The organism is Aeromonas sp. SE22 (genome assembly GCF_038739755.1).
Classification (GTDB): Bacteria; Pseudomonadota; Gammaproteobacteria; order Enterobacterales; family Aeromonadaceae; genus Aeromonas; species Aeromonas jandaei.
In genome coordinates this window covers 27,912-53,777 of record NZ_JBCGFD010000004.1, presented here as the reverse complement: position 1 = coordinate 53,777, position 25,866 = coordinate 27,912, and the positions used below count along the sequence as shown (strand labels likewise).

Genomic DNA, 25,866 nt, shown 5'->3' with positions numbered 1-25,866 from the left:
GAGATGAAAATTTTTAGCATTATCCAGGGTGTTGGCACCCAGTTACGCAGTCTGGCCATGGTCTTCTCCCATGCCTGGCGGCCTCGTGAAACCCTGAACTATCCGGAAGAGGCGGTCTATGTGCCGCCCCGCTACCGCGGCCGTATCGTGCTGACTCGCGACCCGGACGGTGACGAGCGCTGCGTGGCCTGCAACCTCTGCGCGGTTGCCTGCCCGGTCGGCTGCATCTCGCTGCAAAAATCCGAGCGGGAAGATGGTCGCTGGTACCCGGAATTCTTTCGCATCAACTTCTCCCGCTGCATCTTCTGCGGCTTGTGCGAAGAGGCTTGCCCCACCACCGCTATCCAGCTGACGCCGGATTTCGAAATGGGCGAGTATCGCCGCCAGGATCTGGTGTACGAGAAGGAAGATCTGCTGATCAGCGGGCCAGGCAAATACCCGGACTACAACTTCTATCGCATGAGCGGGATGGCCATCGACGGCAAACCGAAAGGGGAAGCCGAAAACGAAGCCAAACCCATCGATGTCAAGAGCCTGCTGCCCTGAGGAGTCAATCATGGAACTGGCATTTTATGCCTCGGCCTTGGTGGCCATTTACAGCACGCTGCGGGTGATCAGCACCAGCAACCCCATGCATGCGCTGCTTAATCTAATTATCTCCCTCATCGCCGTGGCCATGATCTTCTTCTGCCTGGGTGCCGCCTTTGCCGGCGCCCTGCAGGTGATCGTCTACGCAGGCGCCATCATGGTGCTGTTCGTGTTTGTGGTCATGATGCTGAACCTGGGCTCTGCGCAGGCGCAGGAGAAAAACTGGCTCACCCCCATGACCTGGGTGGGGCCAGCCCTGCTCTCGCTGATCCTGCTGGGCTTCCTGGCCCACGGCATCCTCGGGGTGACCGGCGGCCTGCTCGGGGTGACCGACGTCACCGCCAAACAGGTGGGTGTCGAACTCTTTGGCCCCTATGTGCTGGCAGTGGAGCTTGCCTCAATCCTGCTGCTGGCGGGTCTGGTGACCGCCTACCATCTGGGCCGGGAAGACAAGAGCGGCGAAGTGCTCTCTGTCCCCCGCAATCAATCACGTCCGTCACATGAAGGAGGTCAGCAATGAATGGAATCCCCATGGAGCACGGCCTCCTGCTGGCCGCGGTGCTCTTCTGCATCGGGCTGTGCGGCCTGCTGATCCGCCGCAACCTGCTCTACATCCTGATGAGCATCGAAATCATGATGAATGCGTCGGCACTGGCATTTGTGGTGGCGGGTAGCCGCTGGGCTCAGGCCGATGGCCAGATCATGTACATACTGGTGATTTCTCTGGCAGCAGCGGAGGCCAGTATCGGCCTTGCCCTGTTACTGCTGCTCTATCGTCGTTACCACACCCTTAACGTGGATACTGTGAGCGAGATGCACGGATGAGCCTCTTATATCTGACTTTTCTATTTCCGCTGCTGGGGTGGCTGGTATTGGCCTTCTCCCTCGGCCGTCTGGGGGAGCGCACCTCGGCGCTGATCGGGGTAGGTTCCATTGGTCTCTCGGCGCTTACCACACTCTGGGTCGGCATGGACTTTCTGGCCAACCCGCCCGAGGGTGGCGTCTATATCCAGCACCTGTGGCAGTGGATGGCGGTAGGCCACTTCACCCCCACCTTCAGCCTGGCGCTGGATGGCCTGTCACTGACCATGCTGGGCGTAGTGACAGGGGTGGGCTTCTTCATCCACCTGTTCGCATCCTGGTACATGCGCGGTGAAGAGGGCTACTCCCGCTTCTTCACCTACACCAACCTCTTTATCGCCAGCATGCTGTTTCTGGTACTGGCCGATGACCTGCTGTTTGTCTACCTCGGCTGGGAAGGGGTGGGGCTGTGCAGCTACCTGCTGATCGGCTTCTACTACAAGGATCGCAACAATGGCGCGGCGGCCCTCAAGGCCTTCATCGTGACCCGTGTGGGTGACGTGTTCCTCGCCATCGGCCTGTTTATCCTTTATCGCGAACTGGGCACTCTCAATATTCACGAGCTGCTGGTTCGTGCGCCGACCATGTTTGCCGAAGGCTCCCCAGCCCTGTCACTCGCCTGCCTGATGCTGCTGGGCGGTGCGGTCGGCAAATCAGCCCAGCTGCCGCTGCAAACCTGGCTGGCAGATGCGATGGCAGGCCCGACGCCGGTCTCCGCGCTGATCCACGCCGCCACCATGGTGACCGCCGGTGTCTACCTGATTGCCCGCACCCATGGTCTGTTCCTGCTTGCGCCGGAGATCCTCCATCTGGTCGGGCTGGTTGGCGCCATCACCCTGGTGCTGGCCGGTTTTGCCGCGCTGGTACAGACCGACATCAAGCGGATCCTTGCCTACTCCACCATGAGCCAGATTGGCTACATGTTCCTGGCGCTCGGTGTCGGTGCATGGGAAGGGGCCATCTTCCACCTGATGACCCACGCCTTCTTCAAGGCGCTGCTGTTCCTCTCCGCCGGTGCCGTTATCGTCGCGACCCATCACGAGCAGAACATCTTCAAGATGGGTGGCCTGCGCAAGAGCCTGCCGCTGGTCTATGCCTGCTTCCTGGTGGGTGGTTCAGCGCTGGCCGCGCTGCCGCTGGTCACCTCTGGTTTCTACAGTAAGGACGCCATCCTGTGGCAAGTAGAAGCCTCTGGCCAAAGCGCTCTGCTGTGGGCCGGTCTGGTAGGGGCATTCCTGACCTCCCTCTACACCTTCCGACTGATCTTTATCGCCTTCCATGGCAAAGAGCAGACCAAAGCTCACGCTGGTCACGGCCTGGCTCATCATCTGCCGCTCTTGGTTCTGCTGGTGCTCTCCACCGGCATTGGGGCTCTTATCACCCCGCCACTGGCAGGTGTGCTGCCGGCAGGCCCGGGGGATCATATCGAAGAGGGTCGTCATGCACTGGAGATAACCTCCGGCATCATCGCCATTGCAGGGATCGCGCTGGCCGCGTTCCTCTTCCTTGGTGAGCGCCGTCTGGCCACATCCATTGCCAACAGCGCCCCGGGCCGTCTGCTCAGCACCCTCTGGTTCAACGCCTGGGGCTTTGACTGGCTCTACGACCAGCTGTGGGTCAAACCCTATCTGCTGGCAACCCGTCTGGTCGGACAGGATCCGCTGGACTGGATGATGGGCCTGCCCGCCTGGTTCGCCCTGCGTGGCAACCAGCTGCTGGCCTGGACAGTCACCGGCAAGTTGCGCTGGTATGCCGCTTCCATGGGGATCGGTGCCGCATTGGTGCTGGCACTGCTGCTACTGGGGTAAACGCGATGAACAACACGAAAATCGTACAGCCGGGCTGTTTGCCGACCTTGATGGAACAGGGCGTGCAATCTCATATGAACTTGAACGAGAGCTGATACCGTGACCTTACTCTGGATCTTGTTAATTCCTTTCATCGGCGGCTTGCTCTGCTGGCAGATGGAGCGTCTCGGCGGGCAGTTTGTCCGCTGGGTTGCCCTCCTCTCCATGAGCGCCAGCCTGCTGCTCTCCTGTGCCATCTGGCTAAGTGGTGATTTCTCTCTTGCCACCACCGGCCTCGATAGCGCGGGCGTCACTGGTGCCGCTTCCCCATGGGCTGCCGAATGGCGTCTGCCCTGGATCCCCCGCTTCGGCATCTCCCTGCATCTGGCAGTGGATGGTTTGTCACTGCTGATGGTCATCCTCACCTGCTTTATCGGGGTACTGGCCATCCTCTGTTCGTGGAAAGAGATCGTGCAACGCATCGGCTTCTTCCATCTGAACCTGCTCTGGATCCTGGGCGGCGTGCTCGGCGTCTTTATGGCGCTGGACCTGTTCCTCTTCTTCTTCTTCTGGGAGATGATGCTGGTTCCCATGTACTTCCTGATTGCGCTCTGGGGCCATTCGGTCACTGACGGCAAATCACGGATCAACGCGGCGACCAAGTTCTTCATCTACACCCAGGTGAGCGGCCTGATCATGCTGGTGGCCATCATCGGGCTGGTGCTGACCCACCAGCATGCCACCGGTGTCTTCACCTTCAACTATCTGGATCTGCTCAATACCCCGATGAGCAAGGGTGTACAGTGGCTGCTGATGCTGGGCTTCTTCATCGCCTTCGCGGTCAAGATGCCGCTGGTGCCGCTGCACGGCTGGCTGCCGGATGCCCATAGTCAGGCGCCGACCGCAGGCTCGGTGGATCTCGCCGGTATTTTGCTGAAAACCGCGGCCTATGGTCTGCTGCGCTTCGCCCTGCCGCTGTTCCCGGAGGCCTCAGCCGAATTTGCCCCCTACGCCATGGTGCTGGGTCTTGTCGGCATCGTGTATGGCGCCATCGTGGCCTTTGCCCAGACCGACATCAAACGGCTGGTGGCCTACACCAGCATCTCCCACATGGGTTTTGTGATGATCGCCATCTACTCGGGTAGCGAAGTGGCCCTGCAGGGTGCCGTTGTGCAGATGATCGCCCACGGTCTCTCCGCCGCCGGCCTCTTCATCCTCTGCGGTCAGCTCTATGAGCGGCTGCACACCCGCGACATGCGCCAGATGGGTGGTCTGTGGGGACGCCTGCGCTATCTGCCGGGCGTGATGCTCTTCTTCTCGGTCGCCTCTCTGGGGATGCCGGGCACCGGCAACTTCGTCGGCGAGTTCCTGATCCTGATCGGCAGCTTCCAGGTCGCCCCGGTGATCACTGCGGTCGCCACCTTCGGTCTGGTGCTGGCCTCGGTCTACTCCCTCATCATGCTGCAGCGCGCCTGCTTTGGCCCGGCCAAGGACGAGAGCATCCTGAAAGGACTGGATCGCCGCGAACTGACCATGATGATGGTAATTGCGGGCCTGCTGGTTCTGCTGGGCCTCTATCCCCAACCCGTGATTGATACCGCCAGCAGCAGCCTCATCAACGTGCTGCACTGGTATCTGCTGCCAACTGCTGGAGCTCTGCAATGACTTTCTCCGCTTCCCAACTGCTGGCACTGCTTCCCCTGCTGCTGACCACCGGGGCCATGGCGGCCCTGATGCTGGCCATCGCGTGGCGCCGCTGTGTCACTACCGCCTTTACCGTCACCATCATTGGTCTCAACCTGGCGCTCTTCTCCCTGCCCATCGTCATGGCGCAAGGAGATCAGGGGGTCACCCCGCTGCTGCAAGTCGATGGCTATGCCGTCTTCTACATGGGATTGGTGCTGATTGGTGCGCTGGCAACCTGTACCTTCGGCCAGTCGTGGCTGAAAGCCTACCCGGATAACCGGGAAGAGTTCTTCCTGCTGCTGCTGATCGCCACGGCCGGTGGTCTGGTGCTGGCCTGCTCCCGCCACCTCGCCTCCCTCTTTATCGGGATCGAGATGCTGACCCTGCCGATGTTCGGTCTGGTCGGGTACGCCTATCGCGAGCGCCACTCGCTGGAAGCCGCGGTGAAGTACATGGTGCTCTCTGCCGCTGCCACCGCCTTCCTGCTGTTTGGTATGGCGCTGCTCTATGCCCAGGCTGGCAGCCTGAGCTTTGATGCCCTCGGGGTGACCATGGCCCAGAGCCCGGCTCACCATCCGCTGCTGATGGGCGGTCTTGGTCTGATGCTGGTCGGTTTTGCCTTCAAGCTCTCCTTGGCTCCCTTCCATCTCTGGACGCCGGATGTCTACGAAGGTGCACCGGCACCGGTCGCCACCTTCCTTGCAACCGTCAGCAAGGTCGCCGTGTTTGCCGTACTGCTGCGCTTCTATCTGGCCGTACCGGCTGCTGCCGATCCCATGATCCACTGGTTGCTGGCCGCCATGGCCTTCATTTCCATCCTCATCGGCAACCTGCTGGCACTGGTACAAAGCAACATCAAGCGGATGCTGGGCTACTCCTCCATCTCCCACTTTGGTTATCTGCTGGCGGTGATCGTGGCGAGCCGTATCGGCCAGATGCCGGTGGAAGCGGCCGGGATCTACCTGCTGATGTATCTGTTCACCAGCCTGGGCGCCTTTGGCGTCGTCAGCATGATGTCGAGCCCCTATCGCGGCAAGGATGCGGACTCTCTGCACAGCTATCGCGGCCTGTTCTGGAAGCGTCCCTACCTGACCGCCGTGCTGACCGTGATGATGCTCTCTCTGGCCGGTATCCCGATGACGCTCGGCTTCATCGGCAAGTTCTACCTCATCGGTGTGACTGTCGAGGCCCAGCTCTGGTGGCTCTCCGCTGCCATCATTTTGGGCAGTGCGCTGGGTCTCTACTACTACCTCCGTGTGATGGTGACCCTCTATCTGCGCGAGCCGGGCATGCAGCAACGCGATGCCAGCGCCAACTGGGCGCTCTCCTCCGGTGGCGTGGTTGTGCTGCTCTCGGCCGCGCTGGTGGTATTGCTCGGCCTCTACCCACAACCGGTCATCTCGCTGGTACAGGGTTTCCAGAACGTCGTACTGCAGTAACTCAAACTGCGGCTCAATCAAAACCGGCTCCTGTGGCCGGTTTTTTATTGCCACCTAACCGGATACATCCTGCCACGACTCAAATTTGTCAGTTTTTAGAAAGGCTTATACCGACACATTAAATATTGATAGGTATTCACCCAGCCCCCTTACTGATATATTGATGACTGGCAGGAATGGAGTTCCGAGCGATGATGCAGCCTACTTTTCATCAATTTGATGCGCATCCACTGACCGACACACTGCTTCCCTACCGAGGGGGACGACTCGATGTGTTGCTGGCCGAGCGGGATGCCGCACGTGTTGCCGAACTGCAGCAGCAGTGCCAACGCCTCGATATTCAGCTTTGCGGGGCCATCTTTCCAAGCCTGGTCAGCCAGCATGGTTTCCACGAAAAGGGGGCCTGGCTATTGCCCCGCCCGGCATCTCACAACCCTCTGCTGATCCCACTCTCCTATACCGCCAGCGCCGATGAGCTGGCCGCCATCATCTGCGAGCAGCTGGCCCCTCGGCTCTCACAATGGCCAGCTCCACAGAAAGTCCCCACCCTATTTCTTACTTTCGACGCCATGATCCCCAATATTGCCTCCATTCTCGAAGGGCTTTATCTGCGGCTGGCGGACAGGGTCAACTATGCCGGCGTCAATGCTGGCAGCGGCCAGTTCACGGCAATGCCCTGCCTCTTCGACAACCAGACATTGCTGGAACACGGAGTCAGTTGCGCACTGCTTCCCTACCAAAGTTACTCACTGCTCGAGCACGGCTACCAACTCACTGCCCAACCCATGCTTGCCACCAGCAGCGAGGGCAACAAGATCTCCTTTATCGACTGGGAACCTGCCTTCAGCCGTTATCAGTCTCTGATCCGGCAGCAATTCCAGCAGAGCCTCACGCCGGAGCTGTTCTACAAGTACGGCGTCCACCTGCCGCTCGGGTTACTCAGAGCCAATGGCGACGTGATCGTACGCATCCCGGTCGCCGTCACCGAAGAGGGTGCTCTGCTCTGCGTCGGAGAGGTGCCTGACCACAGTATCCTCACTCTGCTCAAGGCGCCGCAAAGTCCGACCGCCCATGCCATCGAGCTGGCTGGGAAACTCAGCCAGCATGGTGTGCCTGAACGCATCGAGATCTACTACTGCGCCGGGCGTCAACAGCACTTCGGTGAGCAGAGTGCGCTTGAGCTGGAGACCCTCTTCACCCACAGCGGAGCCCACGAGCTGGTCGGCGCCCTCTCACTTGGCGAAATAGGCAGCCTGCGACCGGGGGACTATCCGCTGTTTCACAACGGCGCCATTCTCTGCAATGGGGAGGGGTCTCGGTGAACAACGATCACGCCATGGCCATTGTCTGCGACCTTTCTCTCTGTATCGGGCGTGAGGTCACCCTTGATGCCTTGCTGACCAAGGTGCTGCAACGCTTCCTATTTCACTGTGCCTGTCCGGTCGGGGTGGTACTGCAGCAGTTGCCGAAAGGGGGGCAGAGGATCGTCAAGGCTATCGGGGACGAGCGGTTGCTCCAGCATCAAGGGCAATCCGTGAGCCTCCCTTCCTGGGTCATCGACGGCGATCAATGCATCCTGCGTGCCCCGATCCCTCTGCCCGGCTCTCGCACCTATCCATTTGCTTATCGCCTCAAAGTCGAGGGGGGATATCTGATGCTGCTGCTCTCCCCCAATCCGGAGCATCAGGGTGAACAGATCTGCCAACTGTTCAGCCCGATCCTTGGCAACCTGGCCCGCGCCATCCAGTTGTGCCGTGACAGCGAGCAGCTGGCGCTGCGCCAGCAGGCAGAGCTGGTCGATATGCAGCGCTTCAACGAATCCCTATTAAGGGCCATCCCCATCCCGGTGTTCAGCAAGGATGTCGAGGGGCGTTTCATCAGCTGCAACCCGACCTTCACCCAGATCACCGGTATCAGCAAGGCCGAGCTGCTGGGCAAACGAGTGGACGAAATACTGCCGCCCGAGCTGGCCGAGGAGTATATACAGCGCGATCTGGAGGTGTTGCGCAGCAGGCAACCGCAATATTTCGAACACCTTCTGCTGGATCGCAATGGCAGGCGCTATCAGGTGCTCAACTTCAAGGATCTCTTCTATGACCATCAGGGCGAGGTGGCCGGCATCATAGGGGCGCTGGTAGATATCACCCGCATAAAGGAGAGTGAACAACAACAGCGAGCCCTGTTGTTTCAAACCATAGCGGCGCTCTCTTCTGCCATTGCCCACAAGGATCCCAGTACCGCAGGCCATGAGCGGCGCGTGCACGATCTGGCACTGGCCATCGGCCAGCATCTGCAACTTTCTCAGGATCGGCTGGATGGACTCGGGCTCGCGGCCATGGTGCACAACATCGGTCTGCTGCAGATCCCGGCGGAGATCCTCACCCGCCCCCGCGAACTGAGGCCCGTTGAGTTCGAACTTATCAAGCAGCATCCGCAGGCCGGTTGCGAGATCCTGCAACAGATAGACTTCCCCTGGCCCATCACCACCATAGTGCTGCAGCACCATGAAAACATGGATGGCAGCGGCTACCCGCATGGACTGCAGGGTGACGACATCTGTCTGGAGGCACGGATCATTCGGGTGGCCGATTCTCTCGCTGCCATGACGGCCCACCGTCCTTTCCGGCGGGCCATGTCCCTCACCGAGGCCTTCGCCGAGCTGACGCGCTATGCCGGCGTTCGCTATGACGAGCAGGTAGTCAGTGCCTGCTTTACCGTGTGGCAAGCGGGCGACCGCTTTACCAACTGATCCAGGTGGTCCCAGATGACGTCAAAGCAAATCACTTGCCCAACCTCACCACAGACAATCAACCTGCCACCCGATGTCTTCCTGCTCAGTCAGGTGATGGATCAACTGCCTTATCGTGTCCTGCTCAAAGACACACGATCCATCTTCATCGCCTGCAACAGGTTGGTAGCCGACGATCTTGCCCTCCCTCCGGAACAGATCATCGGCAAATGCGATACCGACTTTTTCCCGGCCGAGCTGGCCCAACGCTATCGGGATGACGATCTCAGGGTCATGGTCAGCGGCACGCCCCAGCATCACGAAGAGCCCTATCTCAGAGGTGGCGAGGCTCGCTGGCTCAGCACCACCAAGTTTCCCCTGCGCGACAAGCTGGGCGAAGTGGTCGGTGTCGGCGTCTTCTTTGACGACATCACAGAAGCGAAGCAACAGCAGGAGCGGTTGCAACAATACACCTGGACCCTGGAGGCCATCGGTCGCGCCCACCATGCGATGCTGGAGCAGGACGATGAGAAGAAACTGCTGCAGGAGATCTGCGACGCCATCACCTTTGATGGCCGCTTCCCCCTCGTTACCGTATTGCAGGAGGTAGCTGGCCAGAGCGTACTACAGGTGCTGGCACAGGCGGGCAATGCGGTCTGGTTCTCCAACGATGAGTGGCTCACCCGGGATCGGACTCTGCACCACGCCATCCGCGAGGGATCCGTGTGTAACGAGGCGCTGGCCAACGAGTTTGTTCACCATACCGCGACCCTGCGCGCTCGCCTGCTGCTGCCGCTGCAGTGGCACGACAGCTTGCGGGGCGGCCTGCTCATTCACAGCGAGCAGGCACGCGCCTTCACCGATGAGGAGATGCATCTCTTCAGCCGGCTGGCTGACTACCTTGCCTACGGTCTGCAGGCCCGTAGCACCCAGCAGGCCTATCTCGCCGCCCAACGCGACAAGGTGTTGCATGCACGTCAGCTGGAGCTGGCACTGGAAGATGCCCTCGGAGCCATTGCCGCCGTGCTGGAGCAGCGCGATCCCTACACCGCCGGCCACCAGAAGCATGTCGCGACCCTGGCGCTGGCCATCGGTCGCGAGCTGCAGCTCGATGAGAAGCGGCTTAGAGGGCTGTATCTGGGAGCCATGGTGCACGATATCGGCAAGATCCAGGTACCGGTCGACATCCTCACCAAACCGGGCAGGCTGACACCTCAGGAGTTCAATCTGGTCAAGGAACACCCGATCGCCGGCTATCAGGTGCTCAAGGATGTCGCTCTGCCCTGGCCCATCGCCCAGATGATCCACCAACACCACGAGTATCTCGACGGCTCCGGTTATCCATCAGGGTTAAAGGGCGAGCAGATCCTGCTGGAAGCGCGCATTCTCACGGTGGCCGATATTGTGGAGTCCATGTCCTCCGATCGTCCCTACCGCGCCGCCCTTGGCATTCCTCAAGCCAGAGCCCACATCATCGAGCTGCGCGGCACCAAGCTGGATGAAGCAGTAGTGGACGCCTGCCTGCGCATTCTCGACCGTGGGGACTTCACCCCCCATGAGCTGGGTCACGGTCAAACCTGAGGTCGTACATGCCATAAAAAAACCGGCCAATTGGCCGGTTTCTGTTGTTACGCGCTAGCGCCGTCTCTATTAACCCAGACGAACCCGGGCGTTGCGGAACATCCGCATCCAGGCACCGTCCTCGCCCCAGTTGTCAGGGTGCCAGGAGTTGGCCACGGTGCGGAACACCCGCTCCGGATGTGGCATCATGATGGTGGCGCGACCGTCGGTGGTAGTCACTGCGGTGATGCCGTCCGGCGAGCCGTTCGGGTTGGCCGGGTACTGCTCGGTCACACTGCCGCGGTTATCGACAAAGCGCAGCCCCACCAGCCCGCTGGTTTGCAGTGCGTTCAGGTGAGCGGCATCGCGCACCTCGACGCGCCCTTCCCCGTGGGAGACGGCAATCGGCATCACCGAGCCAGCCATGTCGGCGAAGAAGGCTGACGGGGACTCCTGTACCTTAACCAGACTGAAGCGGGCCTCGAAGCGCTCGGAGCGGTTGCGCACGAAGCGCGGCCACAGATCGGCGCCCGGGATGAGATCCCGCAGGTTGGACATCATCTGGCAACCGTTGCATACACCCAGGGAGAGGGTATCACCACGCTCGAAGAAGCGCTGGAACTGCTCGCGAGCGTTGTCATTGAACAGGATGGACTTGGCCCAGCCTTCGCCCGCTCCCAGCACGTCACCGTAGGAGAAACCGCCACAGGCCACCAGGGTCTGGAACTCCTCCAGCTTGATACGGCCGGAGAGGATGTCGCTCATATGGACATCCACTGCCGCAAAGCCGGCACGGTCAAACGCCGCCGCCATCTCCACGTGGGAGTTGACACCCTGCTCGCGCAGCACCGCCAGACGAGGGGAGACCCCACGGGCAATGTAAGGTGCCGCAACATCTTCGGCCGGGTTGAAGCTGAGCTTGGCCTGCAGGCCCGGATCAGTGGCGTCCTGACGAGCAGCATGCTCCTGATCCGCGCACTCGGGGTTATCGCGCAGACGCTGCATCTGCCAGCTGGTCTCGCCCCAGATAGTGCGAAGGGCAGTGCGGCTGGCGCGATAGACCTCCTGACCGGCCCGTTGCAGGGTGATGAGATCCCCCTCGCGCACCGTGCCGAGCACGTGGGAGCAAGCCGCCAGACCGTGACCGGCCAGCAGGGTCATCACCGCCTCTTTATCTTCACGGCGCACCTGAATAACGGCGCCCAGCTCCTCGTTAAACAGCGCAGGCAGCAGCTCGCCGCCGATGCGATCGAGCTGGATGTCGAGACCACAATGACCGGCGAAGGCCATCTCCACCAGAGTGACAAACAGGCCACCGTCGGAGCGGTCGTGATAGGCGACGAGTTTGCGATCGGCCACCAGCGCCTGAATGGCGTTGAAGAAGCCTTTGAGCTGAACCGGATTGTCGAGATCCGGCGCCTTGTCACCCAGCTGGCGGTAGACCTGTGCCAGTGCGGAGGCACCGAGGCGCTGCTTGCCATTGCCAAGGTCGATGAGGATAAGGTCGGTCTCACCGAGATCGGTACGCAGTTGCGGCGTGACGGTGTTGCGCACATCCTCGACCCGGGCAAACGCCGAGATGAGCAGGGAGAGCGGCGAGGTGACGCTGTGCTCCTTGCCATCCTGCTGCCAGCGGGTCTTCATGGACATGGAGTCCTTGCCCACCGGAATGGTGATGCCAAGTGCCGGGCAGAGCTCCTCACCCACCGCTTTGACCGCCTCATAGAGGCCGGCATCTTCCCCCGGATGGCCGGCTGCGGCCATCCAGTTGGCGGAGAGCTTGACCCGCTTGAGGGAACCGATGTGAGCCGGTGCCAGGTTGGTGAGTGCTTCCGCTACCGCCATGCGGGCAGAGGCGGCGTGGGAGAGCAGCGCCACCGGGGTGCGCTCGCCCATCGACATGGCTTCACCGTGGTAGCTGTCGTAGGTGGCCGCGGTGACGGCGCAGTCAGCCACCGGGATCTGCCAGGGGCCAACCATCTGGTCGCGGTTGACCAAACCGGTCACGCTGCGATCGCCGATGGTGATAAGGAAGGACTTCTCCGCTACGGTGGGCAGACGCAGCACCCGCTCTGCAGCCTCGCCCAGGGTGATGCCATCGAGTTGGAGCGCTTTGCCTTGGGCAGGCAGGCTTGCAACATCGCGATGCATCTTGGGGGTCTTGCCCAGCAGCACGTCCAGCGGCAGATCGATGGGGTGGTTGTCAAAATGCTGGTCGGAGAGCGTCAGGTGCTTCTCTTCGGTGGCGGTACCGATGACGGCATAGGGTGCGCGCTCACGCTCGCACAGAGCCTTGAACAACGGCAACTTCTCCCTGGCCACCGCCAGCACGTAACGCTCCTGGGATTCGTTGCACCAGATCTCGAGCGGGCTCATGCCCGGCTCGTCGTTCGGGATGGCACGCAGGTCGAAGCGACCGCCGCGATCGCCATCGCTCACCAGCTCCGGCATGGCGTTGGAGAGGCCACCGGCGCCCACGTCGTGGATGAAGACGATGGGGTTGTCGTCCCCCAGCTGCCAGCAGCGGTCGATCACCTCCTGACACCGGCGCTCCATCTCGGGGTTGTCACGCTGCACCGAGGCAAAATCGAGATCTTCGGCCGACTGGCCGGAAGCCATGGAGGAAGCTGCGCCGCCGCCCAGACCGATGTTCATCGCCGGGCCGCCCAGCACGATCAGCGCCGCGCCGACCGGGATCTCCCCTTTCTGGACATGCTCACTGCGGATGTTGCCGATACCGCCCGCCAGCATGATGGGTTTGTGGTAGCCACGCACCTCGACGCCGTTGTGGCTCGGCACCTCCTCTTCGAAGGTACGGAAGTAACCGAGAATGGCCGGACGGCCGAACTCGTTGTTGAAGGCGGCGCCGCCAAGCGGCCCCTCCTGCATGATGTCAAACGCGCTGACGATGCGGCTCGGCTTGCCGAAATCCTGCTCCCAGGGCTGCTCGAAGCCGGGGATGCGCAGGTTGGAGACGGAGAAACCGACCAGACCCGCCTTGGGCTTGGCACCGCGACCGGTGGCACCCTCGTCGCGGATCTCGCCGCCTGAGCCGGTGGCCGCCCCCGGGAACGGGGAGATGGCGGTCGGGTGGTTGTGGGTCTCTACCTTCATCAGGATGTCGACCTGCTCCTGATGATACTGGTACTCGCCGCTGGCCGGGCTCGGGAAGAAGCGGCCCCCCTGGCTCCCTTCCATCACGGCGGCGTTGTCTTTATAAGCAGACAGGACATGATCCGGCGTCTGCTCGAAGGTGTTCTTGATCATCTTGAACAGCGACTTGGGCTGCTGCTCACCGTCGATGGTCCAGTCGGCGTTGAAGATCTTGTGGCGACAGTGCTCGGAGTTTGCCTGGGCAAACATGTAGAGCTCGATGTCGTTGGGGTTGCGACCCAGCCTGGTGAAATTCTCCACCAGATAGTCAATTTCGTCGTCGGCCAGGGCCAGACCGAGCGCCACATTGGCCTCGGCCAGCGCGGCGCGACCACCGCCCAGCACATCGACCTGGGTGAAGGGACGCGGTTCGTGGTGGGCAAATAGAGCGCTCGCCGCTTCCATGTCGGCAAACACCGTCTCCATCATGCGATCGTGCAGCACGGCCGCCACATCGGCACGCTGGGCAGCTCTCAGCTCACCCTTGGCCTGCACGTAATAGGCAATGCCACGCTCCAGCCGCTTGACCTTGTTCAGGCCGCAGTTGTGGGCGATATCGGTTGCTTTGGAAGACCAGGGGGAGATAGTGCCGGGGCGGGGGGTAACGAGAAACAGCTGACCGCTGGGGGTGTGTTCGGGGATAGTCGGGCCGTAGCGCAGAAGCTGGCCCAAGGTCGCTCGCTCCGGGGGCGACAGCGGGCTCGAAAGCTCGGCAAAGTGCACGTATTCGGCATAGACATCCTCTATCTCTACTCCTCTCTCCTGTTGCATCTGCGCAAATCGCTGCAGCAGTTTTTGGACACGAAACTCAGACAGTGCAGGGGCACCACGCAAGATATCCATATGACCTTTCTCACCAAGTTTTGAAGTGGGGGGAATTGAGACGCGCGTATTATAGGGAGCTGGCTCACAGCGGACAAACGTTTTTCTCGTTTTGTGTAGTGTGACTCGGCGCACACTCTCTGGTATAAAGGTGCTTCTTTTTTGACAAATGCCGATTTTTTCAACAAAGGTACTCACCTACTTGCGCTGCATTTTTCGACTATTTATCGGGCTGACGTTGCTGCTGACCCTGGTCGGTTGTGACTTCTACACCCCCTCCAGCCAGCTGGAGCAGATCCGCCAACGGGGCGAGATCCGGGTTGGCACCATCTACGGCCCCACCTCCTATTACCAGCGTGACGACACCGCCCAGGGGTTCGATTACGAGCTGGCGAAAAACTATGCCGACTGGCTGGGGGTCAAACTCACCATAGTGCCGGTTAACAGTTCGGATGAACTGGTAAACCTGCTCAAGAAAGGCAAACTCGATCTGGCTGCAGCCGCCATCATGGTCACCCCGGAGCGGCGCCAGCTGTTTCGCTTCGGACCGGGCTTCTATCAGGTTTCCCCCAAACTGGTTTATCGCAACGGCAAGCCAAAGCCGGACTCTCTCGATGATATCAAGGGCAAGCTGGTGGTGGCTGCCGGTTCGACCGGTGAAGATCTGCTCAAAGAGCTCAGCAAGACCAATCCTGACCTCAACTGGAGCGTCAGCAACAGCGCCGATCTGGAAGATCTGCTGAGACAGGTGGTTGAAGGCAAGATTGACTACACGGTTGTGCAGGACACTGTGCTGGCCCGCAGCCAGCGCTACTACCCGGAGCTCACCGAGGGGCTGACCCTGGCCCAGAAGCAGACCGTCGCCTGGGCCATGAGCAAGCTTCCCGATGACAGCCTCTATGCCAGCGTCATCGACTTCTTCGGCCAGCGCTTCATGGATGGTGCCATTGCCAAACTCGACGAGAAGTACTTCGGCCACGTGCAGAACTTCGATTTCGTCGATACCCGCACCTTCCTGCAGCGGGCCAAGAGCCTGCTGCCCAAGTACCAGTCGCTGTTCCAGAACCATGCCAAGAACATCGACTGGCGCCTGCTGGCCGCCATCAGCTATCAGGAATCCCACTGGGATCCGCAGGCGCGCTCCTACACCGGCGTGCGCGGCATGATGATGCTGACCGAACCCACCGCCAAGGCGATGGGGGTCAATGACCGGCTCCATCCGGAAGAGAGCATCAAGGGCGGAGCCCTCTATCTGCAGCAGATGATGGATAAGGTGCCCGACTCGGTGCCTGATGACGAGAAGGTGTGGTTTGCCCTCACCGCCTACAACATAGGTTACGGCCACATGATGGATGCCCGTCGCCTCACCAAGGATCTGGGCAAGAACCCGGATGCCTGGGGCGACGTGAAAGAGGTGCTGCCGCTGCTGCAGCAGGCGCGCTGGCATCGCAAGGTGCGCTACGGCTATGCCCGTGGCGGCGAGGCACGCAACTACGTCAACAACGTGCGCCAGTATTACCAGAGCCTGCTCTGGCTCGACAACGAGAAACAACGAGCACAACAGCGCGAAAACATCGACAACGCCAGCGAACCTGAGCTGGCGGAGCGCCCCACCGTCATCGCCGAGGTGGTCAATCAGATCACCATGCGCTAACAAACTATTATTCGACTGTTTTCACGCAAACTTCTCTGTTACCATCGAATTACATCGGAGCCTATCCGAAATCGCATTGTTTTCATTATGTTGAGAGATTAAATAACAGCAATTTCGGATGGGCTCCATCAATGACCCAAGGCCCGGATGGCCACCTAAGTTGGGAGGAGACCAAGATGCAAAAACGTAGAAAAATCAGTCTGGTCAGAAAAGCAAAGTGCAGCTGGAGCCCCAGACGCAAACTCAAGCTTAATGACATCAAGCGCAACCTGTGGCGCAGAAATCGATCCTATACTCTGCTTATCGCAGAGCACACAGCATAAACCCGGCATTAGCCGGGTTTTTTATGCTCTGGATTTCTCAGGCTTGCTGGATGTCGGCGCTAAATTGCACCGAGCGCTTGGAGACCAGCGAGTTGCAGTGATTGCAGAAGTAATCGACCGCACCACACGCCTTGAGGCGCTCCAGCTCCTGATGACAGGTGGGGCAGAGTGCAGTGACCCGCACAATGGCCTTGCAGTTACCGCAAGTTTGCTCCTTGCTGCGGGTATCCAGTTCACTCTGGCAGGATGGACAAAGCAGGGCTTCCATAATCAACTCCTCGAAAAGTGGATCTGCCATGGTCTGGCTCCATGGCAGATCCCCCTCCCCCTTATCACACAACTTAACATGGCGAGGATAACAAAGCGGCTGCCGGTGAGGGCAGCCGCCAGGGCTTATTTTTTCTTCATCTTCAGCAGCCGTTTGCGCTGGCGCTCCTGACTCAGGGTCAGGGTATTCTTCTTGCCTTCAAACGGGTTGACCGACTCCTGGAACTCGACCCGGATCGGTGAGCCCATGATCTTGAGGGACTTGCGGAAGTAGTTGATCAGATACCGCTTGTAGGAGTCCGGCAAGTCGTTGAGCTGGTTGCCATGGATCACGATGCGCGGCGGGTTGTAACCACCGGCGTGAGCATATTTCAGTTTGACGCGGCGGCCGTTGACCATCGGCGGCTGGTGATCTTCCTGCGCCATCTGCATGATCCGGGTCAGCATGGCGGTACTGGTACGGCGAGTGGCGGACTGGTAAGCCTCCTGAATGGATTCAAACAGGTGACCAACACCGCTGCCGTGCAGGGCGGAGATGAAGTGAACGCGAGCGAAGTCGATGAAGCCCAAGCGACGATCCAGCTCGTTCTTCACATCCTCTTTCACTTTCTGATCCAGACCATCCCACTTGTTCACCACCAGCACCACGGAGCGGCCGGTGTTGAGCACGAAGCCAAGGATGCTCAAGTCCTGATCGGTGATGGTCTCCTGAGCGTCGATCACCAGCAGGCAGACGTTGGCATCTTCGATGGCCTTGAGGGTCTTGATGACGGAGAACTTCTCCACCGTCTCGTGCACCTTGCCACGACGGCGCACGCCGGCGGTATCGATGATGACGTACTTCTGCTCGTCACGCTCCATCGGGATGTAGACGGAGTCACGGGTGGTGCCCGGCATGTCATAGACGATGACCCGATCTTCACCCAGCATGCGGTTGGTCAGGGTTGATTTGCCGACGTTGGGACGACCGACGATGGCGAACTTGATGGGCAGATCGGCGAACGGCGTCTCCTTGGTGTCCTCTTTGGTATCGAGTTCACCGGCAGCCACCATGCGCAGCAGGGCTTCTTCGTCGAAGTCCTCTTCTTCCTCGTCCTGCACCTCTTCGCCACCAGCGGCTTCGACCAGCGTCTCCAGGTGAGGAGCCAGCGCCAGCTCCAGCAGGCTCAATACGCCACGACCGTGGGCGGCCGCCATCTGGTAGACCTCACCCAGCGCCAGACCGTAAAACTCGGAAACGGCAGAGTCACCGTCGATGCCGTCGGTCTTGTTGGCGACCAGAAACACCTTCTTGTGAGTCTTGCGCAGGTGCTCGGCGATGGCCTGGTCCGCAGCAGTCAAACCGGCACGAGCATCCACCATGAACAGCACCACATCGGCTTCTTCGATGGCCAGCAGGGACTGCTCGGCCATCTTCAGCTCGATCCCCTCCTCGGTGCCATCGATACCGCCGGTATCGACCACGATAAATTCCAGCTCGCCCAGCTTCGCCTGGCCATATTTGCGGTCCCGGGTCAGGCCGGGGAAGTCGGCAACCAGGGCATCCCGGGTACGGGTCAGGCGGTTAAACAGGGTGGATTTCCCCACATTGGGGCGGCCCACCAGGGCAACAACAGGAGTCATAAAAGCCTCATTCTCAAGACGACAAAGGCTCCGGGTCCGAAGACCAGGAGCCGGATATTCAAATTAACGGACGATCAAGGACGCTTTAGCGCGTACAGCTTGCCGCCACGGCTCTGCACATACAGGGTATCGCCATCCACAAGTGGGGCGGCATACAGACCACTGCTGTCGAGCTGCTGCATCGCCTTGATGGTACCGTCGGTACGATCAAGCCAGTACAGGTATCCTTCCACATCACCCACCACCACATAGTCACCGAAGATGACAGGTGCAGTGACGGTACGATTCTCCAGCTGGGTGTTGGACCACAGCTCCAGACCATTGCGACGGTCGATGGCAAACAGGTGGCTGCGACTGTCGGTCAGCACGATGGCATTGCCGGTGATCGCCAGATCGCGATAGCCGGAATACTTGCGCTTCCACACCTCGTCACCGCTCATCAGCTTGCGCGCCATCAACTGGCCATTGTAGGCGATGGCGTAGAGCTCATCACCGGCAATCAGCGGGCTGGCATCGACGTCCACCATGCGGTCAAGCTCGGTAGCACCGCGCGGGTCGGCCACCTTGGACTGACGCACCGGCTGGCCGTTGCTCAGCAGCGCGATGCCAACCTTGCCATCGGCGCGGCCATAGATGACGGCGCCATTGGTGATCACCGGGGCACCGGCACTGCGCAGGGTCAGCGGCGGCTGCTCTTCGGAGAGCGTCCACTGCATCTTGCCTTCGTCGGTATCGAGCGCAATCAGGCGACCGGAGGTGGTCAGTACCACCACGCGACCATCTTCAACCGCAGGGCTGGCGACCACTTCGCCGGGCACATTGGTCTGCCACAGCACTTCGCCGTTCTCTTCGTTCAGGGCGTAGACCACCCCGTTCTCGGAGCCGAGGAACAGCTTGCCGTAACGGGAGACCAGACCGCCGGAGAGACGGGCGCTGCGCTTGTCGGCGTTAACCGGCAGGTCGGCCAGATCGACGGTCCAGAGACGATCGCCACTGGCACGGTCGAAGGCGGTAACATCGCCATCTCGTGCAGCGGCATAGATGCGCTCATCTTCCACTGCCGGCTTGAGCTGGGAGTAGAAGTCACCGATGCCGTCACCGACGGTGGAAGACCACTCGGTATCGGCACTGAAAGCGGACTCGACCTTGGGCAGCGGTGCCATGGGGTTCAAATCCTCTTCCGAGCTGAACAGGGAGCAGCCCTGCAGGGCGAAGGAGACCGCAGCCCCCAGCGCCACCATTTTGAATAGATTACGCATCCGGTGCCTCACCCGTGGTCATGGCCGGCAGGGCCAGATCGTCCATCTTCAACTTGAGCTCCTGGCTACCCTGCAGGCCGCCGGCATCGGCCGCTGCCTGATAGGCATCGCGAGCCTCCTCAATCTTGCCCTGCTTTTGCAGGATATCACCGCGCACTTCGGCCACCTGGGCCTTGAAGGCGTCGCTATTGATCTTGCCAAGCTGGGCCAGCGCGTCATCTGCCTTGCCCTGATCGTTCAATACGCGAGCCAGACGCAGTGCAGCGATGGGACGAATGCTCTCGTCACCGCTGGTGGCCACCTGGGTCAGCTGCTCGGCAGCCAGATCCAGCTTGCCGGCCTTGACGGCGGCAGCAGCCAGTTGCAGCGCGGCCAGCTCGCCATAGGAGTCGCCCTTGTTGGCGGAGACAAACTGCGCTGCCTGCTCGAAACCGGCGGCGTCGCCTTTAGCCAGCTGGGTAATCACCTGGTTGTAGGCGTGTGAGGAGGCCTCCATGGTCTGTTGCTGGTACTGGTTGTAGTAGCGCCAGCCAAACAGGCCGACCAGACCGATCACGGTACCGGCGATCACCGAAGTCCCGTTCTCTTTCCACCACTCCTTGATAACCTCAACCTGTTGTTCTTCGGTGGTATAAACTTCCACAGCTTACTCTCCTTTGGCTGCCAGCAGGGCAATGGCGGCGTCAACCTTGACGGTCTGTTGCTCGGCCTGACCACGCAGATATTTGATAGTGATCTCCCCGTTTTGCACCTCGGTCTCACCAAGGATCAGGGCGATAGACGCGCCACTCTTGTCGGCACGCTTGAGTTGTTTCTTGAAGTTGCCGCCGCCGCAGTGGCTCATCAGGCGCAAATCCGGCAGCGCATCACGCAGACGCTCGGCCAGCTGGAAGCCAGCCTGCTCGGTCCCCTCGCCCACCATCGCCAGATAGACATCAACCGCCGGGCGAATGTCGCCGTTGAGCTCAAGGGTCTCCAGCATCAGCACCAGACGCTCCATACCCATGGCAAAACCGACTGCAGGCGTCGGCTGGCCACCCAGTTGCTCCACCAGACCGTCATAGCGGCCACCGGCACAGACGGTGCCCTGGGCACCCAGGCTGTTGGTCACCCACTCGAATACGGTGAGGTTGTAATAGTCGAGGCCACGCACCAGACGTTCGTTTACTTCGTACTTGATGCCGGCAGAGTCGAGCAGGCGCTTGAGCCCCTCGAAGTGAGCCAGACTCTCTTCACCCAGATGGTCGAACAGACGGGGCGCACCGACCAGCACGGCCTGCACTTTCTCGTCCTTGGAGTCGAGCACTCGCAGCGGGTTGCTGTACATGCGGCGCTGGCTCTCTTCATCCAGCTGATCCTTGTACTGCTCCAGATAGGCAACCAGCGCATCACGGTAAGCGGCACGCTCGGCGCTCTGACCCAGGGTGTTGAGCTGCAGAGTCACATGATCGCTGATACCGAACAGGCGCCACAGGCGGTTGGTCAGCATGATGAGCTCGGCGTCGATATCCGGCCCGTTGATGCCAAACAGCTCGACACCAAACTGGTGGAACTGGCGATAACGGCCCTTCTGGGGACGCTCGTGACGGAACATGGGGCCCATATACCACATCCGGCGCTCCTGGTTGTAGAGCAGGCCGTGCTCGATACCGGCGCGGACGCAGCTGGCGGTCCCTTCCGGACGCAGGCTCAGGCTGTCGCCATTGCGATCTTCAAAGGTATACATCTCTTTTTCGACCACGTCGGTCACTTCACCGATGGCGCGCTTGAACAGATGGGTCTGCTCGACAATCGGCATGCGCACTTCGCTGTAGCCATAGCTGGCAACGACCTGGCGCAGGATCTGTTCAACCTTCTGCCATACCGGGCTCTGCTCCGGCAGGCAATCATTCATACCGCGAATAGCTTGGATCTGTTTTGCCACGTTGATACTCGAGAAAAAGAGGTAAAATTTGGCCGCATTATAGGGATTTTCACCCCTGAGGTAAAATCAGGGAATCCGCAAGCGGGGTGTAAAATCAGTCACCTGGAAAGAGGGCCACCCGAAGTGGCCCCTGTCCGTTCAATCCTTGTCCACCATGATCCGGTTAACCGGGTCCAGCATGGCGGCGCGGGCACGAATGCGGCGCTCAAGGGTCGGGATGAGATCCTTGTTGTCGAGCCGGTCAACCCGCTGGCCTCCTTCGTAGAAGGCACTCTTGTTGGCCGCACCGGCAAGACCGAGATCGGAAACCAGCGCTTCGCCCGGCCCGTTCACCACACAGCCGATGATGGAGACATCCATCGGGGTGATGATGTCTTCGAGCCGCTCTTCCAGCGCATTGACAGTGCCAATGACGTCGAACTCCTGACGGGAGCAGGAGGGGCAAGCGATGAAATTGATGCCACGGGAGCGGATCCGCAGGGATTTGAGGATGTCGAAACCGACCTTCACCTCCTCTACCGGATCAGCCGCCAGCGAGATGCGCAGGGTGTCGCCGATGCCATCAGCCAGCAGCATGCCAAGACCAATGGAGGACTTCACCGCACCGGCACGGAAACCGCCCGCTTCGGTGATTCCCAGATGAAGCGGCTGCTCAATCTGCTTGGCCAGCAGGCGATAGGCGCCCACGGCGAGGAATACATCGGACGCCTTGACGCTCACCTTGAAGTTCTGGAAATCGAGGCGATCGAGATACTCGACGTGACGCATGGCGGACTCTACCAGAGCCTCCGGGGTCGGCTCGCCATACTTCTCCTGAATATCCTTCTCCAGCGACCCGCCATTGACCCCGATACGGATCGGGATATTGAGGTCGCGCGCGCAATCGACAACAGAGCGTACACGCTGCTCGTTGCCGATGTTGCCCGGATTGATGCGCAGGCAGTCAGCGCCATACTCGGCCACTTTCAGGGCGATGCGATAGTCAAAATGGATATCGGCAACGATGGGGATACGAGTCTGCTGTTTGATCAGCTTGAAGGCTTCAGCCGCTTCCATAGTGGGCACGGAAACCCGGACGATATCGGCACCGACCCGCTCAATCCGCTGGATCTGCTCGACAGTGGCGGCGACATCGGTGGTTTTGGTGTTGGTCATGGTCTGCACCGTAATGGGGGCATCGCCCCCTACCGGTACATTGCCAACCATGATCTGCCGTGATTTACGACGAATAATGGGAGATTCGTGTGCGGACATGACGAACAGATTACTCCTGCGGCAGTGAGAAGCGGGCAGTACGGCCGTTGTTGTAACGGCTCATATCAAAGGATTTGCCCTTGTAGTCGAGCTTGACCGCCATCGGCGCGCCAATGATGAACTTCAGGGGCTCGGCACCTTCCAGTACCAGCTCGTCATTTGCCTTCTTCAGACCGCTAAAGAGAGTCTTGCCCTTGGCATCCTTCACATCCAGCCAGCAGTCGGCAGTAAAGCTCATCTTGAGTTGCGGCGCAGTTGCCGGATCAACGACCGTCTCTTCAGATTCGGTCGCAGTGGCACCGGAGGCGGCAACATCGGCCACCGTGCTGACGGCGCCGCTGGCGTCGGTCAACGCCACGGCAGCAGAAGCTGGAGCCAGGGTGGCAGCCGCGTCGGAAACAGCAGTAGTCGGGGCCACGAGGGTAGCCGCTGCGGCAGAGACCTCCTGAGCCGGCGCAGTTGCATCATTTGCCACCGCAACGGTTGCGGTGTCAGCAGTTGGCGCTGCGGTTGTGCTCATTTCGGTCGCGGCCAGCGCCTCATCTCCGGCAGAGCGGCGGGTCGTGCTCTGCCACCACCAGGTAACGGAGAGCGCAATCAGCACCAGGATCACCAGCCAGGTCACGACTTTCAGACGGCTGTCGCTTGCCTGCTGACGGGAGCGGCGCGAGAAGCTCTGCATGTCGATATTGTCGGGCGGCGTCAGCCCCAGCTTGTCGTAGGCAGCAAGAATGGTCTCCTCCGGGATCCCCACCAGCTTGGCGTAGGTGCGCAGATAGCCCCGGATAAAGGTATGAGACGTATGCTTGTCGTACGTATCCGATTCGATAGCGGCAATCAGGGTCAGACGAAGGTGAATGCGGGACGCAACCTGTTCTCGTGTCCAGCCGAGCTGTTCACGGGCGTTGCGCAGCAGCTGGCCTGGGCCAACTGCCTGGGTGTCGTCTTGAAAATCGTGTTGCTGTTCAGTAGTCATTGGCTAAATAACGCTTGGCTTGTTGCGAAGTGGGATATTGCCTTACCAGCTCATTCCCGAATTGGTGGAGTAATGCCGGTTTGTCCATTGCCTGTGCCAGCCGCAATCTCAACCAGAGACTGTCCTCGTTCTCGTCTGACACTTCTGCAAAACGGGCGAGGTAGGACTGCACATCAGGCAGCTTGCCATCTTTCATGGAAAGCTCGGCCAAGTCCAGCAATAACCTTGGGTTGCGGGGATTATACCCCAAGGCCAGGCGATAGTACTCGCTTGCTTTATCATTTCTATGATTTTGCTGGGCGCAAAGTGCCGCATTTTCATAGGTATCGGCAATTTTCACGTAGCCTGGTTGAATAACAGCCTGGTTGAACGCCTTGTCAGCCTCGTCATAGCGGCCGCGGTCACACAAAAAGGCACCATAGTTGTTCATTGCGTCAGCATTGGACGGATCCATGGCCAGGGCGTTCTTGTAGCTGGTCTCTGCCGCCTTGAAATCACCGACCTGTTGATAGAAATAGGCGAAGCCGATCTGAACCGCTGGATTGGAGGGGTCATATTTGAGGGCACGATCAAGATTGAACTTGGCCTGTTCGGCATTGCCCTGCTGCAGATATTGAATACCGAGATCGATGCGGGTCTGGGCCGCCGCCTTCAGATCGGGCCCCGACTCACGCTGGGTGGAATTCTGGCCAGCGTAAGTGGTCTCGGTCACACAACCTGGCAGCGCACTGAGCGCTGCCACTACCATCAATGTACGTGTATCCATTCCCTGTCTATACAATGGCTTAGCAATTAAACCATTTTGACGGAAATCCCATCCTGTTGCATCCGATTTTTGATGGTGCGCTTGGTGCGGTCAATCACGTCACCCACCAGCTGGCCGCAAGCGGCATCGATATCATCACCACGGGTCTTGCGAACGATCACGGTGAAACCGTACTCCATCAGCACCTTGGAGAAGCGGTCGATACGGCTGTTGCTCGGCTTGCCGTAGGGGTTGCCCGGGAAGGGGTTGAAGGGGATCAGGTTGATCTTGCTCGGAGTATCCTTGAGTACCTTGGCCAGCTCGTGAGCATGCTGCATATCGTCATTGATATGATCGAGCAGCACATACTCGACGGTCACCCGACCACCGTTGGCATTGGATTTGCCCAGATAGCGACGAACCGCAGCGAGGAAAGCCTCGATGTTGTATTTGTCGTTAATCGGCATGATCTCGGAGCGCAACTTGTCGTTCGGTGCGTGCAGAGAGATGGCCAGCGCCACGTCGATCTGGTCGCCCAGCATGTCGAGCGCCGGCACCACACCGGAGGTGGAGATGGTGACGCGACGCTTGGAGATGCCAAAGCCGTAGTCATCCATCATCAGGCGCATGGCCGGCACCACGTTGGCGAGGTTGAGCAGCGGCTCACCCATCCCCATCATCACCACGTTGGTGATGGGGCGCTTGCCACCCACGACACGGGCCGCACGCCACACCTGACCGATAATTTCGGAGACTTTGAGGTTGCGGTTGAAGCCTTGCTGAGCCGTGGAGCAGAACTTGCACTCCAGCGCACAGCCAACCTGGGAGGAGACGCAGAGGGTCGCGCGGTCATCTTCCGGGATGTAGACAGTCTCTACTTCCTGATCGCCCACCTGCAGCGCCCACTTGATGGTGCCATCGGAAGAGCGCTGCTCGCGGCTGATCTCGGGCGCCTTGATCTCGGCGATCTCTTTCAGGCGCTCCTTGAGCACCTTGTTGACGTTGGTCATCTGATCGAAATCATCACAACCAAAGTGATAGATCCACTTCATGACCTGATCTGCCCGGAATGGCTTCTCGCCCAGTTCGACGAAGAAGGCACGCATGGCATCCCGATCAAGATCCAGCAGGTTGATTTTTGTTTCGCTCATCAATGGCCTCGGTTCAAACACTTCAATCAATTATTGGCTGACGATGTCAGGGGGCGGCATTGTACA

20 protein-coding genes are annotated in these 25,866 nt (G+C 60.0%); 10 read left to right on the top strand and 10 right to left on the bottom strand.

Features of this window, described 5'->3' with window-relative positions; translation table 11 throughout:
* Positions 1-3 precede the first annotated feature (3 nt).
* From nuoI to AAHA39_RS09655, 9 genes are all read left to right on the top strand, one after another.
* Positions 4-546 carry an NADH-quinone oxidoreductase subunit NuoI gene (gene nuoI, locus AAHA39_RS09695; protein ID WP_033114521.1) on the top strand — a complete coding sequence of 181 codons (543 nt, stop codon included), beginning with the start codon at positions 4-6 and terminating at the stop codon, positions 544-546.
* Between the two features lie 10 nt (positions 547-556).
* A complete protein-coding gene (gene nuoJ / locus AAHA39_RS09690; RefSeq protein ID WP_033114520.1) occupies positions 557-1,108 on the top strand; it encodes an NADH-quinone oxidoreductase subunit J in 552 nt (183 codons plus the stop codon).
* Positions 1,105-1,413, top strand: coding sequence for an NADH-quinone oxidoreductase subunit NuoK (gene nuoK, locus AAHA39_RS09685; RefSeq protein ID WP_033114519.1), 309 nt, complete (start codon positions 1,105-1,107; stop codon positions 1,411-1,413). Before nuoJ ends, nuoK begins: the two co-directional genes overlap by 4 nt.
* Positions 1,410-3,257: an NADH-quinone oxidoreductase subunit L gene (nuoL, locus tag AAHA39_RS09680; RefSeq protein ID WP_124241258.1), complete on the top strand. Its 1,848-nt coding sequence runs from the start codon at positions 1,410-1,412 to the stop codon at positions 3,255-3,257. The genes nuoK and nuoL overlap by 4 nt, the downstream gene beginning before the upstream one ends.
* Before the next feature lie 99 nt (positions 3,258-3,356).
* Positions 3,357-4,901, top strand: a complete 1,545-nt coding sequence (gene nuoM / locus AAHA39_RS09675; RefSeq protein WP_320655920.1) for an NADH-quinone oxidoreductase subunit M — start codon at positions 3,357-3,359, stop codon at positions 4,899-4,901.
* On the top strand, positions 4,898-6,361 hold the full coding sequence (nuoN, locus tag AAHA39_RS09670) for an NADH-quinone oxidoreductase subunit NuoN (RefSeq protein WP_201929606.1): 1,464 nt from the start codon (positions 4,898-4,900) through the stop codon (positions 6,359-6,361). The genes nuoM and nuoN overlap by 4 nt, the downstream gene beginning before the upstream one ends.
* 191 nt (positions 6,362-6,552) lie before the next feature.
* Positions 6,553-7,683 (top strand): FIST signal transduction protein, encoded by a 1,131-nt coding sequence (locus AAHA39_RS09665; protein ID WP_201929605.1) that lies wholly within the window; start codon positions 6,553-6,555, stop codon positions 7,681-7,683.
* Complete coding sequence (locus AAHA39_RS09660; RefSeq protein WP_201929604.1) at positions 7,680-9,110, top strand: HD domain-containing phosphohydrolase; 1,431 nt, start codon at positions 7,680-7,682, stop codon at positions 9,108-9,110. Before AAHA39_RS09665 ends, AAHA39_RS09660 begins: the two co-directional genes overlap by 4 nt.
* Positions 9,111-9,125: 15 nt before the next feature.
* The gene (locus AAHA39_RS09655; protein ID WP_201929603.1) at positions 9,126-10,670 is read left to right on the top strand and encodes an HD domain-containing phosphohydrolase; all 1,545 of its coding nucleotides are present in this window, start codon (positions 9,126-9,128) and stop codon (positions 10,668-10,670) included.
* A gap of 69 nt (positions 10,671-10,739) precedes the next feature.
* Here the strand turns inward: AAHA39_RS09655 and purL are convergent, their stop codons facing one another.
* The gene (gene purL, locus AAHA39_RS09650; RefSeq protein WP_320655919.1) at positions 10,740-14,645 is read right to left on the bottom strand and encodes a phosphoribosylformylglycinamidine synthase; all 3,906 of its coding nucleotides are present in this window, start codon (positions 14,643-14,645) and stop codon (positions 10,740-10,742) included.
* A gap of 148 nt (positions 14,646-14,793) precedes the next feature.
* On the opposite strand from purL, the gene mltF reads away from it, so the two are divergent.
* On the top strand, positions 14,794-16,278 hold the full coding sequence (mltF, locus tag AAHA39_RS09645; RefSeq protein WP_320655918.1) for a membrane-bound lytic murein transglycosylase MltF: 1,485 nt from the start codon (positions 14,794-14,796) through the stop codon (positions 16,276-16,278).
* Positions 16,279-16,638: 360 nt separating this feature from the next.
* Here the strand turns inward: mltF and AAHA39_RS09640 are convergent, their stop codons facing one another.
* The 9 genes from AAHA39_RS09640 to AAHA39_RS09600 form a co-directional block, all read right to left on the bottom strand.
* On the bottom strand, positions 16,639-16,869 hold the full coding sequence (locus AAHA39_RS09640) for a zinc ribbon domain-containing protein (protein WP_071910699.1): 231 nt from the start codon (positions 16,867-16,869) through the stop codon (positions 16,639-16,641).
* A 125-nt stretch (positions 16,870-16,994) separates the two neighbouring features.
* A complete protein-coding gene (gene der, locus AAHA39_RS09635) occupies positions 16,995-18,491 on the bottom strand; it encodes a ribosome biogenesis GTPase Der (protein ID WP_104014530.1) in 1,497 nt (498 codons plus the stop codon).
* A 74-nt stretch (positions 18,492-18,565) separates the two neighbouring features.
* Positions 18,566-19,750: an outer membrane protein assembly factor BamB gene (gene bamB, locus AAHA39_RS09630; RefSeq protein WP_033114512.1), complete on the bottom strand. Its 1,185-nt coding sequence runs from the start codon at positions 19,748-19,750 to the stop codon at positions 18,566-18,568.
* Positions 19,743-20,393: a YfgM family protein gene (locus AAHA39_RS09625; RefSeq protein ID WP_041207428.1), complete on the bottom strand. Its 651-nt coding sequence runs from the start codon at positions 20,391-20,393 to the stop codon at positions 19,743-19,745. Before AAHA39_RS09625 ends, bamB begins: the two co-directional genes overlap by 8 nt.
* 3 nt (positions 20,394-20,396) lie before the next feature.
* Positions 20,397-21,674 carry a histidine--tRNA ligase gene (gene hisS / locus AAHA39_RS09620; protein WP_104014529.1) on the bottom strand — a complete coding sequence of 426 codons (1,278 nt, stop codon included), beginning with the start codon at positions 21,672-21,674 and terminating at the stop codon, positions 20,397-20,399.
* A gap of 138 nt (positions 21,675-21,812) precedes the next feature.
* Complete coding sequence (gene ispG / locus AAHA39_RS09615) at positions 21,813-22,928, bottom strand: flavodoxin-dependent (E)-4-hydroxy-3-methylbut-2-enyl-diphosphate synthase (protein WP_215801449.1); 1,116 nt, start codon at positions 22,926-22,928, stop codon at positions 21,813-21,815.
* A gap of 10 nt (positions 22,929-22,938) precedes the next feature.
* On the bottom strand, positions 22,939-23,904 hold the full coding sequence (gene rodZ, locus AAHA39_RS09610) for a cytoskeleton protein RodZ (RefSeq protein ID WP_320655917.1): 966 nt from the start codon (positions 23,902-23,904) through the stop codon (positions 22,939-22,941).
* Positions 23,894-24,685: a PilW family type IVa pilus biogenesis/stability lipoprotein TapF gene (tapF, locus tag AAHA39_RS09605; RefSeq protein ID WP_104014527.1), complete on the bottom strand. Its 792-nt coding sequence runs from the start codon at positions 24,683-24,685 to the stop codon at positions 23,894-23,896. Before tapF ends, rodZ begins: the two co-directional genes overlap by 11 nt.
* A gap of 11 nt (positions 24,686-24,696) precedes the next feature.
* Positions 24,697-25,800, bottom strand: a complete 1,104-nt coding sequence (locus AAHA39_RS09600) for a bifunctional tRNA (adenosine(37)-C2)-methyltransferase TrmG/ribosomal RNA large subunit methyltransferase RlmN (RefSeq protein WP_041207424.1) — start codon at positions 25,798-25,800, stop codon at positions 24,697-24,699.
* Positions 25,801-25,866: the final 66 nt, after the last annotated feature.